A 16,315-nucleotide genomic window follows, 5' to 3' on the forward strand; every position below is an offset into this window, starting at 1 on the left:
GCCGAGACCGCCGGAACGGACGGCGGCACCCGGCCGGCGCGCACCCCCGGGGCGGACGAGGGCGGTACCCGGCCCGCGTAGGCCGTGGGACGGACCGTGGCCTACGCGGGCCGGGTGCGGAGCCTCAGGCGAACAGCGGGAACCGGCCGGCGTCCGGCCCCAGCGCGCGCCGCTCGTCCGGCGTGAGCGGGACCCGGCCGGTGGCGGCGCGGGCGTAGCGCTCGTCGCTCCAGTCCACCGGCCCGGGACGGCCCAGCAGGCCGTCGAGGGCGGCGCGGGTCGCGGCCAGGCCGGCCGGCGCGGGGCCGGGCGCGGCCGGCAGGTGAGCGGTCAGGTCGAGGTGGTGGATGGTGGCCTCGACGGCGAGGGTGAGCATCAGGTCGCCCGCGCTCAGCACATGGCCCTGGGTGGCCACGGGCGTGTCCGGCGGGGTCCCGGCGGCGGCCCGCGCGGCGGCGGCCGCGGTCTCCAGGTACAGCTCGCGCAGCTGCCGGAAGTCGAGGAACATGCTCGCGCCGACCCGGTTCCAGCGGCGGCCGTTCGCCGCCCCGGCCGGGTCGGGCGCCCAGTCCCGCCAGTAGGTGACGGCGTCCCGGTCGGGCGGCCCGGCGGCCGGGGTGTGCAGGGCGACCAGGGCACGCTGGGCGTCGCCGAGCAGGTGGAACAGCAGATCGCGCACCGCCCAGCCGGTGCAGCCGGTCGGCAGCCAGGACTCCTCGTCGCCGAGGGGGCGCACGACGGCGGCGAGGGCCTCGTAGGCATCCCGCACCACCCGCGCCGGGTCGGTCACGTGTTCGTTCGCAGCGCTCATGGCGGCAGCCTAGGTGTGCTGCCCGGACAGCACGCCTAGGGGCCCATCGGGCCGGTCCGGCCCCGGGTGCCCCCGCCTCACTCCGGACGCCGCACGTGTCGTCCCGCTCCTCCTGGATACGCGGACTGCACAGCAGCACGCCCGTCCCGGAAGGTCACCGACACCATGGGAAGCCAGCCCCACGACGGCAGCGGGCACCGAGCCGCCGCCGCACCCCGTCATCGCTCGGACACCACCCTGCGGGTCAACGGCAAACCGCACACCCTCACCGTCGACCACCGCCGGGTCCTGCTGGACCTCCTGCGGGAGGATCTCGGCCTCACCGGCGCCAAGAAGGGCTGCGACCACGGACAGTGCGGCGCCTGCACGGTCCTGGTGGACGGCCGGCGCGTCAACAGCTGCCTGCTGCTCGCCGTCGCCCTGGACGGCTGCGAGGTCACCACCGTGGAGGGTCTCGCCGGTGACGGTGAGGAGCTCCACCCGCTCCAGCGGGCGTTCCTGGAGCGCGACGCCTTCCAGTGCGGCTACTGCACCCCGGGCCAGATCTGCTCCGCCGTCGGCGCCCTCGCCGAAGCCGCGGCCGGCCACCCCTCGCACGTCACGGACCCGGCCACGCCCTCGGGTGAGCCCGTCCCGCTGGGCCGGGAGGAGATCCGGGAGCGGCTGAGCGGCAACCTGTGCCGGTGCGGCGCGTATCCGCGCATCGCCGAGGCGGTGGAGGACGTGATCCCGTGAAGCCCTTCACCTACGTACGCGCCGGCAGCGTGGAGGAGGCCACCGAGGCGTACGCCGCCCACCCCGGCGCCCGCTATCTCGGCGGCGGCACCAACCTCGTCGACCTGATGAAGCTCGGCGTCGAGCGGCCCGCCGCCCTGGTCGACGTCACCCGCGTCCCGCTGGCCGAGGTGGAGGAGCTGCCGGACGGCGGCCTGCGGATCGGGGCGATGGTCCGCAACAGCGACCTCGCCGCCCACCCGGCCGTCCGCGACCGCTACCCGGCGCTCTCCCAGGCACTGCTCGCGGGCGCCTCCGGGCAGCTGCGGAACGCGGCCACGACCGGCGGCAACCTGCTCCAGCGCACCCGCTGCCCGTACTTCCAGGACCTGACCAAGCCCTGCAACAAACGCACCCCGGGCAGCGGCTGCGGCGCGCGGGAGGGGGTGCACCGCGACCACGCCGTGCTCGGCCATTCCGCGCACTGCATCGCCACCCATCCCTCGGACATGGCGGTGGCGCTGGCCGCGCTGGACGCCCGGGTCGAGCTGTACGGCCCCGAGGGCGCCCGCAGCCTGCCCGCGGACGGCTTCCACCGGCTGCCGGGCGACGATCCGGAGCGGGACACCGAGATCCGCCCGGGCGAGCTGATCACGGGTGTGCTGCTGCCGGCCGCGACGGCCGGGCTGCCGTCGCTGTACCGCAAGGCCCGCGACCGGGCGTCGTACGCCTTCGCGCTCGCGTCCGTCGCCGCCGTGCTGCATATGCGGGACGGGGTGGTGGACCGGGCCGGGATCGCGTTCGGGGCGCTGGCGCACCGGCCGTGGCGGGCCCGGAAGGCGGAGGAGGCGCTGCGGGGTGCCGCGCCCACCGCGGCGGCGTTCGAGCACGCCGTCGATCTGGAACTGGCCGCCGCCGAGCCGCTGCGGGACAACGCCTACAAGGTGCCGCTGGCCCGCCGTCTCGCCCTGGACGTCCTGGGCCGGCTCGCGCCGCCCGCCACCCCCTGAACCGGCGTCCCCCCAGGAGGAACCCCCATGAACGGCACGCAGACCGCCGTGGGCCTCGGCGCCGAGCGCCGGGAAGGCCGGGAGAAGGTCACCGGCACCGCCCGCTACGCGGCCGAGTACGACGCCCCCGGCCGGGCGCACGCCTGGCCGGTACCGGCCGCGGTCGCCCGGGGCCGGGTGACCGCCGTCGATCCCGGGCCCGCCCTCGCCCTGCCCGGCGTGCTCGCCGTGCTCTCGCACGAGAACGCGCCACGCCTGGCGGAGCCCGAGGATCCCACCCTCGCGGTGCTCCAGGACCCGCGGGTACCGCACCGGGGATGGTTCGTGGCCCTGGTGGTGGCCGAGACCCCGGAGGCCGCCCGGGCGGGCGCCACCGCGGTCCGCGTCACCTACGACGCCGAGGATCCCGACGTCACGCTCACCCAGTCGCACCCGGGCCTGTACGTCCCCGAGGAGGCCAACGGCGGTCAGCCGGCCGTCCGCTCCCACGGCGACCCCGACGGCGCCTTCGCCTCCGCCGCGGTCCGGGTCGAGACCGCGTACCGGGTGCCGCCGCTGCACAACCACCCCATGGAGCCGCACGCCAGCACCGCCCGCTGGGAGGGCGAACGGCTCGTCGTGCACACCTCCAGCCAGGGCACCACTCCGGTGCGCTCGGTGCTCGCCGCGATGTTCGGCGTGCCCGAGGAGGGGATCACCGTCGTCGCCGAGCACGTCGGCGGCGGCTTCGGCTCCAAGGGCACGCCCCGGCCCGACGTGGTGCTGGCCGCGATGGCCGCCCGGCACACCGGACGGCCGGTCACGGTGAACCTGCCGCGCCGTCTGCTGCCCGCCGTGGTCGGTCACCGCGCCCCCACCCTGCACCGGCTCCGGCTGGGCGCGACGGAGGAGGGCCGCCTGACGTCCCTCGTCCACGAGGTGGCCACCCACACGTCCCGGATCAAGGAGTTCGTGGAGCAGGCCGCCGTCCCCGCGCGCGTGATGTACGCGGCGCCGCACAGCCGTACGCTGCACCGCGTGGCACCGCTGGACGTGCCCTCGCCGTCGTGGATGCGCGCCCCGGGCGAGGCGCCCGGCATGTACGCGCTGGAGTCCGCGATGGACGAGCTGGCCTGCGAGCTGGGTCTGGACCCGGTGGAGTTGCGGATCCGCAACGAGCCGGACCGCGAGCCCGACAGCGGGCGGCCCTTCAGCAGCAGGCACCTGGTGCGGTGCCTGCGCGAGGGCGCCCGCCGCTTCGGCTGGGACCAGCGCGACCCGCGCCCGCGGTCCCGTGCCGCCGGGCCCCTGCTGATCGGCTCCGGGGTGGCCGCCGCCACGTACCCGGTCATGGTGGCGCCGTCCACGGCGGCGGCGCGGGCCCTGCCCGACGGGACGTTCCTGGTGCGGATCAACGCCACCGACATCGGCACCGGGGCGCGGACCGTCCTCGCGCAGATCGCGGCCGACGCCCTCGGCGTGCCGCTGGAACGGGTCGGCATCGAGGTGGGCAGCAGCGACCTGCCGTCCGCGCCGCTGGCGGGCGGCTCCTCCGGTACCGCCTCCTGGGGCTGGGCCGTCCACGCGGCCTGCGCCCGGCTGGCGGACCGCCTGGCCGGCCTGGCGGGTCCGCCGCCCGCCCCGGGGGTCGAGGAGCGCGCCGACACCACCGGCACGGCCGACGCCGCGAGCCCCTTCGCCCGGCACGCCTTCGGGGCGCACTTCGCGGAGGTCATGGTCGACACGGTCACCGGTGAGGTGCGGGTGCGCCGCCTGCTGGGCGTCTTCGCCGCCGGGCGGATCCTCAACCCCCGCACCGCCCGCTCCCAGTTCGTCGGCGGCATGACGATGGGGCTGGGCATGGCGCTGACGGAGGGCAGCACGATGGACGCGGCCTTCGGTGACTTCGCCGAGTCCGACCTGGCGTCGTACCACGTGCCCGCGCACGCCGACGTCCCGGCCGTGGAGGCGCACTGGATCGACGAGGACGACGACCGTCTCAACCCGATGGGGAGCAAGGGCATCGGCGAGATCGGCATCGTCGGCACGGCGGCCGCGATCGGCAACGCCGTGCACCACGCCACCGGCGTCCGCTTCCGCGAGCTGCCGCTCAGCCCCGACCGGGTGCTCGCCGGGCTGCTCGCCCACGAGCGGCCGGCCGGGACGGTGGGCCGGTGAGCCGCCCGCACGCCGCGGGGGCCCCGGTGCGGCTCCCCGGGAACGCGGCGGGCTCCGGCCGGGCGGGTCAGTCGGCCGCCGCCTGAAGCTGTGCCGCCACGCGCAGGCACAGGGCCGTCAGCGCCGCCAGGGACGCGCACCCGGCGACCGGTACGGCGATCCAGGCGGAGGCGAGGGTGAGGTCCATGGCCCGTGCCAGCCGTCCCGACGGGAACGAGTGCGCGTACAGTCTGGCGGCCGCCATGCCCGCCGGTACCACGACCGCCGCGGCCAGCACCGGCAGGGCGGGCCGCAGGGTCAGCAGCAGGGCGACGGCCAGGCCGAGCGCCGACAGGCCGAGGCCGAGTCCGTAGGCGCCGGCGGAGACACCGCCGGAGTGCAGCGGGAAGAAGGCGGCTCCGCACGCGGCGAGCACGGCCGCGGCCAGCCGGCCCGGCCAGGACGGGGCCGCTTCCCCGGACGCCCGGGGCACGCGGGCCCGTCCGGTCCGCTGGCGACGCGGGGCCGGGCGGGGTTCGCGCGGGGTGTGGTCCGGGGCGGTGAGCGCGGCGGCGGGTCCCGCCGGCGGCTCGACGGTGTCCGGTCCGTGGTCGACGCCGTCCGGCGGGACGTCGTCGTCCAGCGGCGGAGGGTCCGCCTCCGGCCGTGCGGTACGCGCCCGCCGCTCCTCGGCGAGGCGGCCGATCAGCTCCACCAGGTCCTCGACCGGCCGGGCGGTGGCGGCGGCCCGTACCGCCTCCTGCCCGCAGTGGGCCTCCACCGATGGCCGGTTGAGCAGTTCCATCAGCCGGGAGACGTCCCCCACCGGGCGGCAGGCGGCCGCGGCGCGGATCGCCTCGTCGGCGCTGTCGGGGTGGCGCGGCGGCCGGGTCAGCAGCGCGACCAGACGGGTGACGTCCTCGACGGACCGGTTCACACCGACCGCGCGGAGCGCGTCGGCCGTCGCGTGGGCGTAGTCGGGCGACTGCTCCAGCATCGTGATCAGGGCGACGACCTCCTCCAGGGGCCGGTCCGCGACGGCGGCCCGCACCAGGTCGCCGACCGGGTCGCCGTGCGCCGGCCCGTCGCCGTCCGGGCCCGCGGGCGGCCGTGCGGCGGCCCCCGGCCCGGGCGCGAGCTCCTCCGGCCGGACCGCCCGCCGCACCGGGGCCGCCACGACGGGCAGCCGCCGGGTGGCCGCCCCGGCGGCGGGTGCCCGGGCCGCGGGCTCCGTGTCCGCCCCGGCCACCGTATGGACGCCGGTGGACGTGGCCGTCTCCGCGGACGGTGCGTCCCAGGGGGATATGTCGTACTCGTTCGATCGCGGTGCTGACGAGTCGGTGGTCATGGTCTGCTCCGTGGGAAGGGTGCGGCCGCTCCTTGGTCCCCGACGCGACACGCGACGTGCTGACCATTTCTAGGCGCCCGGGTGACGGCGTGCCACTTCTGTGGGCCACGGGGATGAAGGGCCGCGGTGGGTGGCGCCCCGGAGCCATACCGGCCCCGTGAACGGGGAATCCGGAGGAAGACGTGTGCGTCCCGGCCCACCGGCACGGGACTCCCGGAAGGAGGGGCGGGGTGGACACCACCACGGCGGTGATCGTCGCGGCGGCCGTGCTCGCGGTGCTCGTGCTGGCGCTGGCCGTCGGCCTTCTGGTGCGGCTGCTGCGGGCCCGGCGGGATCTGGCGCGGGCCGGGCTGCCGACGGGCCCGCGCTGGGTCTTCTGGGGCGCGGTCCTCTATCTCGCGCTGCCGGCCGATCTGGTGCCCGATCCGGTGTACCTGGACGACGTCGGCGTCCTGCTCCTCGCACTGCGCTCCGTGCGCGGACCCCTCGGCGAGCGGAAGCGCGTCCTGTCGCGGCGGCCGGGCCGTGACCCCGCGCCGTGATCACGCCCGGGTAACTCCGCGCGGCATGAAGCAACCATTGACCCGTTCGATTCGTATAAGTCTCTGGAAGCCGAGGGAAGTCGGCGGACCGGGCGACGCGCAGCCGAACCGTCGCTTGATCGGCGCAGCACCGACAGGGAGAGACGATGCAACCGTTCGCGCTTCAGTACGCACGTCCCGCACCGGAGTCGGACGCCGCGGCTCCGTATGTCTACGACACCGGTCTCCAGGTGAATCTGCTGCTCGACGGGCGGGTGGCCGCCTGTGACCACGCCCTGCTCAGGGAGCTGGGCACCACGACGTCCACCGCCGGCTCGAAGACGCATTTCGACGACTGATCCCGGGCCGGCCGACGATGACCGTGTTGATCCTCACCTGTGAAGAGGACGTCACCGCCGACATGGTGGTGGTCCACCTCAACGCGTCGGGGGTGCCGGTGGTCCGCCTGGATCCGGCCGATCTGACCGGTTCCGTCGCACTGTCCGGGGAGTTCGCGCACGGCTCCTTCCACGGCCATCTGTCCGCCGGGGACCGTCTGGTGAGCATCGGCGGGCTGCGGTCGGTCTGGGTGCGCAGACCGGGGGCCCCGGCCGCTCGCGCGGCCGGGGCCTCCGTGTGGCTGACCGAGGAGTCGTCCCAGGCGCTCTACGGCATGCTCCGCGGCTGCGGCGCCCGCTGGATGAACGATCCCGACGCGGCCGGCCGGGCACGCCACAAGCCCTGGCAGTTGCGGCTGGCGCAGCGGTGCGGCCTGCCCGTGCCGGCCACGCTGATCACCACCTTCCCCCAGGCGGCGCGTGAGTTCGCGGAACGCCACCCGGATCTGGTGGTCAAGCCGGTCTCGGGCGCGCATCCGCAGGATCCGCCCCGGGCCGTCCCGGCCAGCCGGGTGTCACCGGAGGCCGACTTCGCCGCCGTCGCCCACGGCCCGACGCTGTTGCAGCGGCGGATCGCCAAGCGCGCCGACATCCGCCTCACCGCCGTGGGCGACCGCTTGCTGGCAGCCCGCAAGGCGGCGGTGCGCGGGGCGGACCCCGACGACCCGGGCGAGGTCGACGTCCGGTTCGCCGTGTCCGACGAGCCCTGGCGGCCCGCCGGTGTGCCGCCGCGCGTCGCGGCGGGCGTCCACGCCTATGTCCGGGAGGCCGGGCTGGCCTACGGCGCCTTCGACTTCGCCGAGGACGCCGACGGGACGTGGTGGTTCCTGGAGTGCAACCAGTCGGGCCAGTTCGGGTTCGTCGAGGTGGATACGGGCCAGCCGATCGCCCGCACCATCGCCGCGTGGCTGGCGCGGCCCGGCCCCGGCAAGGCGGCGCCCGCCGGCGGCGCGCACACCGTCACGGCCCCGTGACCGGGCGGTGAGGCCCGTATGTGCCCGGGGGACAACGCCCCGGCGACGACAGGACCAGGTCAGCGCGACGGCGTGCCTCGGCTCTCCTCGGTGCCGGGTCCCGGCACCGGAGCGCCGGTCACTGCGGGCGGGGGCCCGGCAGCATAGCGGTGCGCTGCCATCCGTTGCCCGGGTGCGGCGGACGCTCGGGGCCGGGGCCGAGGCCGGGAACGTGCAGGGGACGCAGGACGACCTCCAGTTCCCTGGTCACGCGCTCGGCCTCCCGGCGTACCTGCGCGGGCACGTCGCCGCATTCGGCGACGAGTCGGTCGTAGATGGGGGAATCCTGGAACACCCGTCAACGTGCCTTTCGTGTCGTCCGCCCCCGTGCGGGGGTGCGACTGCCGAGTCTAGGGCCTGTCGCCACGCTCCCGTCGTCCGCCCGAAGGGCGGGCCGCACGGCGTCGGGTGCGTGCTCTCGCCGTGCCGGACCCTGCTCCTCGTACCGCGGACCGTACGGGGGTCAGGGCCCGGTGCGGCGAGAGGACGCGCAGGGCGTCGTGAGGCAGACGGGAACGTGACGACAGGCCCCATGCGCTGCCGCACACCCTGGTGTGGTCATTCTCCCCGAGCGTGCGACAACGGCTCAGGCGCCGGTGGTGGAACCGGGCCGGACGATCATCAGGACGGTGACGGTGGCCCACAGCAGGTTGAAGACGCCGGTGAACATGGCGAGCCGCACGGTGCGGGAGCGCTCCACCGGCTGCCCTCCGGTCAGTTGCTCCACGACTTCCTCCTGGCGGGGCAGGACGAAGGCGACCAGGATGCCCGCGGCGACGGCGGTCAGGACGATGGACGCGATGAGCCATCCGTCGCCCAGCACGCCCATGGCCTGGGCGGTGGCGAAGCCCAGGAGGGGCACCGCCACCCCGAGGCCGGCGTAGACCCGGCAGATGCGGTGCAGCAGCCCTACGGTGCTCACGGCCGCGTCACCGGTCTCCTCGCCGGCGGCCCGCGGGCCGCCGGCGAGAGCGGCGCGGCGGGCCGCCGGGGGGAACATGCTGGCGGCGACGGTGACCGGCCCGACGGCGATGATGGCGGCCAGGACGTGCAGGGTGAGCAGGAACTTCGTCATCGGTCGGGGCTCCGGAAGGCAGGGGCGGACGGCGGTTCGCATGAGGGCCGCGCCGGGCCGCCGCGGAAGCGGCCGGCGGTGCCGGGTTCACGTTAGGAAGCCGGCCGGGCCGCGCACAGTGGCTGAAATGACAGATCCCAACGGGTTCTCGCCAACGCCGTCTTCCGGCGACGGGCCGCGCGGAACCGCCCGAATCCCAGCTCACGGCGGTGGCGGGAACACCCCTATCGTGGCGGGCATGCACCGTGTGGAGATCCTCGTGCTCGACGACGTGGTGCCGTTCGACATGGCGGCCCCGTTGCAGACCTTCGACTGGACGCGCCTGCCCGACGGCCGCCGCCCCTACCGGGTACGGCTGTGCGCGGAGTCGCCCGAGGTCCGCGCGGAGGGGTTCGGGCTGCGGATCGACCGGGGGCTGGAAGCGCTGGAGCACGCCGACACCGTCATCGTGCCGGGCCGTTCGGAGGAGGCCGGGCCGCCGTCGGACCGGGTGCTGGCGGCACTGCGCCGGGCCGCCGCGGCGGGCACCCGGATCGCGTCCGTGTGCGTCGGTGCCTTCGTCCTGGCGGAGGCCGGCCTGCTGGACGGGCTGCGGGCGACCACGCACTGGTTCGCCGCCGGGGAACTGGCCCGCCGCTATCCGCGCGTCCGGGTGCGGCCGGACGTGCTCTACGTCGACAACGGGCAGATACTGACCTCGGCCGGTGCGGCGGCCGGCCTCGACATGTGCCTGCACATGATCCGCCGGGACCTGGGCTCGGCCGTCGCCGCGCACGCCGCCCGGATGTGTGTGGTGCCGCTGGAACGGGAGGGCGGCCAGGCCCAGTTCATCGTGCACGAGCGCCCGCCGGTGCCGCGGGGTTCGGCCCTCGGACCGCTCCTGGAGTGGATCGAGGAGAACCTGGCCGGCGAGATCACCCTGGGGGACATGGCCGAGCGGGCGGGGATGAGCGAGCGGACCTTCAGCCGCCGGTTCCGCGAGCAGACGGGGACCACGCCGCTGCAATGGCTGCTGCGGGCGCGGGTGCGGCGGGCCCAGTACCTGCTGGAGAACAGCGACCATTCGATCGAACGGATCGCCCGGCAGGCCGGATTCGGCTCCCCCACCGCGTTCCGTGAGCGGTTCCGCCGGGTGGCCGGCACCACTCCGCACGCCTACCGCGCGGCGTTCCACGCCCGGCTCTGACCTTCTACCAGGTCCTCGATCTCCTCCAGGACCTGCTGAGGTGCCGGACCGGCACCTGTACCACCTGCGGACGACCGCTACCCGCCCGACGAGGCCACCACAGATAGGCCAGAACCCAGCGAAGCACTACTGGGCCCTGCCGCCGCATCCCGTCACCGCTGCGGGAGCGGACGGACGGCGGCGGCAGGGTCCGGGAGCCGGCCGGTGTCACACGGCCAGCGGCAGCCCGCTCTCGCCGTCCTGCTGCGCCGCCTCGGCGGCGACCGGGGTCCGCTGCCCCGCGAGCAGCAGGGCGTCCGCCTTGGCCACCGCGTCGTGGATGCGGGTCGTTCCCATCATCACGCACAGCGTGTAGCTGACGTCCTCCAGCTCGCGGGCCACGGCCGGCCTCGCCCTCTCCGCCTGAGCGATTTGCAGCGACGCGTACCGCGTCAGCAGCTCCCTGACGACCTTCGGGTCCGGTACGAGCACGAAGCGCCCCTCTCTCGATTTTCGCTGCGTATGCCCGGACACAGCCGAAACATTCACTCCTCGCCCGCTCGCGCTCGGAGTTGACGAAAATCTTTCGCTTTCCGACCGGTCGACAGCCCGAACAATCGGCAGACTGGCCGAAAAGGAGCGGAACATCTCCGTCCCCCCGGCCGAGGCGCTCGACCGGAAATCTCAGGCGACCTGCCCGCTGTGGAGCGCCGCGTACGCGCCGCCCCGGCGCAGGAGTTCCCCGTGGGTGCCGATCTCCTGGATCCGGCCCTCCCCCATCACCACGATCCGGTCGGCGCCCCGCACGGTGGACAGCCGGTGGGCCACGACGAACGTGGTACGCCCTCGCAGCAGCCGGGCGAGCGCCTGCTGGACCAGCGCCTCGGAGCGGGTGTCCAGCGCCGAGGTCGCCTCGTCGAGGATGAGGACCCGGGGGTCGCGGATCAGGGCGCGGGCGATGGCCAGGCGCTGACGCTGCCCGCCGGACAGCCGGGCGCCGCGCTCCCCCACCAGGGTGTCCAGGCCCTGCGGCAGCCGCTCCACGAACTCCAGGGCGTTGGCGTCGCGCAGGGCCGCCCGCACCGCCTCCTCGTCGGCGTCGTCCATACCGTAGGCGACGTTCTCGCGGACGGTGCCGTCGAAGAGGATCGACTCCTGCGGCACGACCGACACGAACCGCCGGTAGGTGCGCAGATCGAGGGTGGACATGTCGGTGCCGTCGAGCAGCAGCCGGCCGGAGGTGGGACGCAGGAACCCGATCACGAGGTTGAGCACGGTCGACTTGCCCGCGCCCGAGGCGCCCACCAGCGCGATCGTCTCTCCGGGCGCCACGGCCAGCGTGAAGTCCCGTACGGCGGCGCGGCCGTCGTCGTCGTAGGCGTAGCCGACGTTCTCGAACGTGACCGCGCCCCGCAGCTCGGCGAGTTCCGCCTTGCCCTCGTTGTCCTCCAGTTCCGGCGCCTGGAGGACCTCACCGACCGAGCGGACGGACTCCAGCCCCTTGGTGATGACGGGCGCCAGCCCGGCCAGCGTCGTCGTGGAGTTGGTGAGAGTGGTCAGGAACGCGCTGAGCATGACGACGTCGCCGGGGGTGACGCCCCAGACGCCGTAGTAGGAGATCAGCGCGGCGCCCGCGAGCACCAGCACGCCGACGACGTTGAGGACCACCCAGGCCAGCGAGGCGAAGCGGCCGTTGACCAGGTCCAGACGCAGGCCGGAGGCGAGCAGCCGGTGCAGGGTGCCGTCCATGCGGCGCAGGGCCTTGCCCTCCAGTCCGTGGGCGCGGGTGACGGGGATGAGCCGGGTCATCTCCGTGACGCGGGACGAGAGGGTCTCCACCTCGTGGCGGAAGCTCTCGTTGTGGCTGCGCAGACGGGCCCGCAGCCGGGCGACGAGAAGCGAGGCGGTCGGCACGACGACGAGGAAGACGGGCAGGAACTCCGGTGTGCGCACGGCGATGATGACCAGGCCGCCGATGAGCACGGTGACCGCGCCGAGCCCGGTCTCCGCGGTCTGCTGCACCATTTGCTCCACGGTCTCCACGTCCCGCACCACCTTGGCCTGGAGCACACCGGCGCTGACCCGGGTGTGGTAGCCGATGGAGAGCTGCTGCATGCGGGTGCACAGCGCCGAGCGCAGGGCCGTGCCCATGCGGCGGACGCTGCCGTACAGCAGGCGGACGTACAGCACGTGCAGGGGGTAGTTGACGGCCAGGATGAACAGGATCACGCCGGTGCTGGTCCACAGCCGGCCGATCGGCTGGTGCTGGACGACGGTGTCGATGATGGACGCGGTGATCAGGGGCAGCAGCCAGACGGGGCTGTGCTTGACCGTGAAGACGACGACGGCCCCGGCCAGGCGGTGGCGGTCGGCGCGGAACAAGTAGACGAGGGTGCGTATCGGGTGCTCGCCCCGGTAGCGGTGATCGAGCGGTTTTTCCAACGACGACGCCATCGGCGTGGTCCTCCTGGGGTTGCCGACTGTGGGGCAAGCGCTTTCTTACCCCGGTCGACGAGGAGCGTGCCACACCGGCGGGCACGTGGGAGACCCGCGCCTTCACCCCCGTGGAAGGCGCGGGCGTCTCATTCCCCCAGCGTCCGGGCCAGTTCGGCGGCGGCCCGGGCGGTCTCGGCGTCCCGCTCGGACAGCAGGCGCGGCAGGGCGCCGCGCCCGGCGTGGACGGCCTGGCGTGCCGCGCGCTCCCACACCACGTGGTTCTCGCGGCGGTTGAGGAGTTTGGGGTAGGCGACGGCGGTGTTCTCCCACTGCCGGGCGCGGGCGACGTTCTCCAGCAGCCGGACGATCTGCGCGCGGCAGCTCACCTGGGGCAGCTGGGCGAGCTCCCAGAGGAAGGGAACGGTCGCGGCGGTCGCCTGCTCCACCACGAAGCCGTACTGGCAGATCCGCTTGCGCACCTCGTCGAGCGCGGCCCGGGCGGTGTCGGGGTCTCCCCAGGCGACGCGTTCGAGCAGCTCGGGGATGGCGGCCGCGGATCCGGTGGAGTCCTGGAGCCTCTCCCAGGGCACCTGGCCCAGCGACGCGAGGGGCGCGGGGCGCCCCGGCCCGGTCGGCGGGGCGGGATGTGGTGTGCGCTCGGTGCTCGGCTGCTGGGTCGGAGCGGTGCGCATGGTGTGGGGCCTTTCCGCGACGGTCGGGTCGGACAACTGGCAAGGCGCCGGCGGCGCGGGCCGGACGGCCGGGCCCGCGGAGGAGACCGGGGCCGGGCCGCCCCGGTCTCGCCCGGGGGTCTCGGCGCCGTACCGGGCCGGGCGGGGCCTCGTCGGGGCGGACCCGGTGGCCGGCACGGGGGTGGGGGGCGCCGGGTGAGGGAGCCGCCGCCCGCGGCCGACAGCCGGGGCGGCCGGTCGCGTGGCGGTCGGATACCGGACGGTCCCGTCCGCCGCGCTCACCCGCGACGCGCCACCACCCGGCGGCGGGAGCGTTCGATGCACGGACGACGACGACACGGCATCTCCCTGATACGACGTCAGAGCAGGGCGCCAGCACAGGGGTTGACGCTGTAGCTATTATTCACGCTGACAACACCAGCGTGCAATTGCACGAGAAATTGCGCGAAAGTCGGCTGGGAACAGATGGTGGCGGCACGGTGCGGTCCGCCCCCCGATACAACAAGGAGAGTGCGGTGCCACCAGTGCGGAACGGAGTGAGGGCCAGCTCGCTGGACGCCTGCTGGATGAAGAGCCGGCACAGCAACGCCGAAGGCAACTGCGTCGAGGTCGCCCTGGTCGAGGGAGGCATAGCGATGCGCAACTCCCGCGACCCGGACGGCCCCGCGCTCGTCTACACGGCCGCGGAGGTGGCGGCGTTCCTGGCGGGCGCCAAGGAGGGCGAGTTCGACCACCTGGTGTGAGCCACCGGAGGCGGTGGCGGACCGTGGACGCCCGTGGCGGCGGCCGGCCCGGCGGGACGCGGGCCGGCCGCCGCCACGGGACCCACCGCTCCGCCCCCCTGCCGCCTCCGTGCGGCCGCACCGCCGCCGCGGACTCAACTGGCCTGTTCCGGAGGGCTGATGCGACGTCCGGCGGCAAAATGCGATAGTGTGTTTCTCGAGTCTGCCGGTCTGCTGGGAGTCATGATGTCCGCCGCGTCGCATCGCATCTCCCGTCTCGAACCGTATCTGGACCGCTCCGAGCCCGCCCCGATCTTGCTGAAGATGCTGGTCGGCGTCCAGTTGGCGGGTTTCCGGGAGGACGCCGGACTGTCCCAGGAACAGGCGGCCCGCCGACTGGGGTTCAGCCCGGCCAAGCTCTCACGCATCGAGTCGGGCAAGGGCCGCAAGCCTCCCACGGAGAAGGACGTCCGCGCGCTGCTGGAGCTGTACGGCACGGACCCCTACGAGGCTTCGGTGCTGCTCAAGCTGCTCCAGCGGGCGGGTGAGCCGGGCTGGTGGCAGCGGTACGACAAGCGGCTGATGCCCGAGTGGTTCGAGCGGCTGGTGGGACTGCAGGAAGCGGCGGTCACCATCCGGACCTTCGAGATCCAGTACGTCCCCGGCCTGTTGCAGACCGCGGACTACACGCGCGCCGTGGTGGAGCGCGGCCTGCCGAACGCGCCCGCGGGCGAGGTGCAGCGCCGGGTGGAGCTGCGCATCCGCCGGACGCAGTTGCTGGAGCGCGCGGACGCGCCACAGCTGTGGGCGGTCATCGACGAGTCCGTCCTGCTCCGCGTACTGGGCAGCCGCGAGATCATGCGCGAGCAACTGGCGCACCTGATCGCCATGGCCGCGCGGCCGAACGTGACGTTGCAGATCGTTCCGTTGACCGCCACCAACGCCTCCGCTCCCGCGATACCGGTGACCTATCTGCGGTTCGGCGGCCTGGACCTGCCGGACGTGGTGTACCTGGAGCACATCAGAAGCGCGAACTTCCTGGAGGACCGGGACGAGACGGAGGAGTACCGGCTGGCGCTGGACCGGCTCGCCGACGAGGCGCTCACCCCGCGCGCTTCCGTGGAACTGCTGCGCGCGACGATGGAGCAGCGCTACCCGGCCGCTCGGTGAACGGGCGGGCGGCCCTGCGAGCGCGGTGGGGACTGCGACGGTCCGTCCGGCCGGGAGGCGAAGCCCCGGAGAGCCGGTCGCGCTCCCCGGAGATCAGACACCTGCCCGCTGCCGGGCCGAAAGGCCCAGGGTCTGTCGCCACACTCCCGTCGCCCGCCCGAAGGGCGGGCCTCGCGGCGTCAGGAGCGTATGGCGACGGACCCTAGCCGAGGCGGCCGACGCCGCCGAACTCGATCCACTCCTGGGTAAGCTGGCGGGGGGCCACCTCGCTGTCCGGGCGCCAGGTGGAGACCTCGACCAGGCCCGGCTCAAGGATCTCCATCCCCTCGAACCACCCGGCGACGTCCTTCTCCTGGCGGACGCGTCCCCAGTGGCCCTGCGTCACCTGGTCCATGAAACCGGTGACGAACTCGCGCACCTTCTCGTCCTCGCTGACCAGCTGGCACATCACCAGGAAACTGCCGGGGGCGAGCCGCTCGGTGACGCGGCGGACGACGGCCGGGGGACCGTCGCTCTCGCTGTCGGGGATGCAGTGGAAGACCGAGTTGAACAGCACGGCCACCGGCTGCGAGAAGTCGATCAGGCGCTGGGTCTCGGGGTGGGAGAAGATGCCGTCGGTGTCGCGCATGTCGGCGTGGATGACGGCGGTGCGCTCGTTCTGTTCCAGCAGCGCGCGGCCGTGGACCAGCACCATCGGGTCGTTGTCGACGTAGACGACGCGCGACTCGGAGGCGATGCCCTGCGCGATCTGGTGCACGTTGTTCTGGGTCGGCAGCCCGGAGCCGTGGTCGAGGAACTGCCGGATGCCGTACTCCGCCGTGAGCGTCTTGACGACCCGTTGCAGGAAGCGGCGATTGTTCACCGCCAGCCGGCGGGTACTGGGGACGACCTTGTCGAGTTGCTCGCACGCGGCCCGGTCCGCCGCGTAGTTGTCCTTGCCGCCCAGATAGTGGTCGTACATGCGTGCGGCCGTCGGCACATTGGCGTCGATCTCCGTGGACAGCCGCTTCTCGGTCTGCATCGTTCCCCCAGCTCTCTACCGCGCCAACTGCACTGGCATGACGAAGAGTACATCGCGGCACGCCCGCGTTCACCGGAACGGCC

17 protein-coding genes are annotated in these 16,315 nt (G+C 74.2%); 9 read left to right on the forward strand and 8 right to left on the reverse strand.

Annotation, left to right across the window (positions count from 1 at the left end):
• Positions 1-124: 124 nt before the first annotated feature.
• Positions 125-811, reverse strand: a complete 687-nt coding sequence (locus tag AB0L74_RS17840; protein WP_365652396.1) for a maleylpyruvate isomerase N-terminal domain-containing protein — start codon at positions 809-811, stop codon at positions 125-127.
• 165 nt (positions 812-976) lie between these two features.
• Here AB0L74_RS17840 and AB0L74_RS17845 point away from each other — a divergent pair, with 165 nt between their 5' ends.
• Genes AB0L74_RS17845 through AB0L74_RS17855 form a run of 3 tightly spaced genes read left to right on the forward strand, consistent with a single transcriptional unit; the run spans position 977 to position 4,692 of the window.
• Entirely contained in the window at positions 977-1,546 is a 570-nt protein-coding gene (locus AB0L74_RS17845) for a 2Fe-2S iron-sulfur cluster-binding protein (RefSeq protein WP_365652399.1), read from the forward strand.
• Complete coding sequence (locus AB0L74_RS17850) at positions 1,543-2,535, forward strand: xanthine dehydrogenase family protein subunit M (protein ID WP_365652402.1); 993 nt, start codon at positions 1,543-1,545, stop codon at positions 2,533-2,535. The genes AB0L74_RS17845 and AB0L74_RS17850 overlap by 4 nt, the downstream gene beginning before the upstream one ends.
• Positions 2,536-2,562: 27 nt before the next feature.
• The gene (locus AB0L74_RS17855) at positions 2,563-4,692 is read left to right on the forward strand and encodes a xanthine dehydrogenase family protein molybdopterin-binding subunit (RefSeq protein WP_365652405.1); all 2,130 of its coding nucleotides are present in this window, start codon (positions 2,563-2,565) and stop codon (positions 4,690-4,692) included.
• A gap of 67 nt (positions 4,693-4,759) precedes the next feature.
• Here the strand turns inward: AB0L74_RS17855 and AB0L74_RS17860 are convergent, their stop codons facing one another.
• Entirely contained in the window at positions 4,760-6,019 is a 1,260-nt protein-coding gene (locus tag AB0L74_RS17860) for a hypothetical protein (protein WP_365652408.1), read from the reverse strand.
• A 230-nt stretch (positions 6,020-6,249) separates the two neighbouring features.
• On the opposite strand from AB0L74_RS17860, the gene AB0L74_RS17865 reads away from it, so the two are divergent.
• From AB0L74_RS17865 to tgmB, 3 genes are all read left to right on the forward strand, one after another.
• Positions 6,250-6,561, forward strand: coding sequence for a YkvA family protein (locus tag AB0L74_RS17865; protein ID WP_365652410.1), 312 nt, complete (start codon positions 6,250-6,252; stop codon positions 6,559-6,561).
• Positions 6,562-6,707: 146 nt separating this feature from the next.
• Complete coding sequence (gene tgmA, locus AB0L74_RS17870) at positions 6,708-6,899, forward strand: putative ATP-grasp-modified RiPP (RefSeq protein ID WP_365652414.1); 192 nt, start codon at positions 6,708-6,710, stop codon at positions 6,897-6,899.
• Between the two features lie 17 nt (positions 6,900-6,916).
• Positions 6,917-7,912, forward strand: a complete 996-nt coding sequence (tgmB, locus tag AB0L74_RS17875) for an ATP-grasp ribosomal peptide maturase (protein ID WP_365652417.1) — start codon at positions 6,917-6,919, stop codon at positions 7,910-7,912.
• A gap of 118 nt (positions 7,913-8,030) precedes the next feature.
• Here the strand turns inward: tgmB and AB0L74_RS17880 are convergent, their stop codons facing one another.
• A complete protein-coding gene (locus tag AB0L74_RS17880) occupies positions 8,031-8,246 on the reverse strand; it encodes a hypothetical protein (protein WP_365652420.1) in 216 nt (71 codons plus the stop codon).
• A gap of 291 nt (positions 8,247-8,537) precedes the next feature.
• On the reverse strand, positions 8,538-9,026 hold the full coding sequence (locus AB0L74_RS17885; protein ID WP_365652423.1) for a hypothetical protein: 489 nt from the start codon (positions 9,024-9,026) through the stop codon (positions 8,538-8,540).
• Positions 9,027-9,264: 238 nt separating this feature from the next.
• Here AB0L74_RS17885 and AB0L74_RS17890 point away from each other — a divergent pair, with 238 nt between their 5' ends.
• Positions 9,265-10,212 (forward strand): helix-turn-helix domain-containing protein, encoded by a 948-nt coding sequence (locus AB0L74_RS17890; RefSeq protein ID WP_365652426.1) that lies wholly within the window; start codon positions 9,265-9,267, stop codon positions 10,210-10,212.
• Positions 10,213-10,419: 207 nt separating this feature from the next.
• Here the strand turns inward: AB0L74_RS17890 and AB0L74_RS17895 are convergent, their stop codons facing one another.
• The 3 genes from AB0L74_RS17895 to AB0L74_RS17905 all read right to left on the reverse strand — a co-directional run bounded on the left by AB0L74_RS17895 (position 10,420) and on the right by AB0L74_RS17905 (position 13,319).
• The gene (locus AB0L74_RS17895; protein ID WP_365652429.1) at positions 10,420-10,683 is read right to left on the reverse strand and encodes a DUF5133 domain-containing protein; all 264 of its coding nucleotides are present in this window, start codon (positions 10,681-10,683) and stop codon (positions 10,420-10,422) included.
• Positions 10,684-10,875: 192 nt separating this feature from the next.
• Entirely contained in the window at positions 10,876-12,645 is a 1,770-nt protein-coding gene (locus AB0L74_RS17900) for an ABC transporter ATP-binding protein (protein WP_365652432.1), read from the reverse strand.
• A 128-nt stretch (positions 12,646-12,773) separates the two neighbouring features.
• Positions 12,774-13,319 carry a hypothetical protein gene (locus AB0L74_RS17905; RefSeq protein WP_365652435.1) on the reverse strand — a complete coding sequence of 182 codons (546 nt, stop codon included), beginning with the start codon at positions 13,317-13,319 and terminating at the stop codon, positions 12,774-12,776.
• A gap of 515 nt (positions 13,320-13,834) precedes the next feature.
• Between AB0L74_RS17905 and AB0L74_RS17910 the strand changes: the two genes are divergently transcribed.
• Together AB0L74_RS17910 and AB0L74_RS17915 are read left to right on the forward strand one after the other, a co-directional pair.
• Entirely contained in the window at positions 13,835-14,062 is a 228-nt protein-coding gene (locus tag AB0L74_RS17910; RefSeq protein ID WP_365652438.1) for a DUF397 domain-containing protein, read from the forward strand.
• Positions 14,063-14,287: 225 nt separating this feature from the next.
• On the forward strand, positions 14,288-15,211 hold the full coding sequence (locus AB0L74_RS17915; RefSeq protein ID WP_365652719.1) for a helix-turn-helix transcriptional regulator: 924 nt from the start codon (positions 14,288-14,290) through the stop codon (positions 15,209-15,211).
• A 202-nt stretch (positions 15,212-15,413) separates the two neighbouring features.
• On the opposite strand, the gene AB0L74_RS17920 is transcribed toward AB0L74_RS17915, so the two are convergent.
• Positions 15,414-16,232: an SAM-dependent methyltransferase gene (locus AB0L74_RS17920; protein WP_365652441.1), complete on the reverse strand. Its 819-nt coding sequence runs from the start codon at positions 16,230-16,232 to the stop codon at positions 15,414-15,416.
• Between the last annotated feature and the right edge of the window lie 83 nt (positions 16,233-16,315).

Source organism: Streptomyces sp. NPDC052020 (genome assembly GCF_040680575.1).
Taxonomy (GTDB): Bacteria; Actinomycetota; Actinomycetes; order Streptomycetales; family Streptomycetaceae; genus Streptomyces.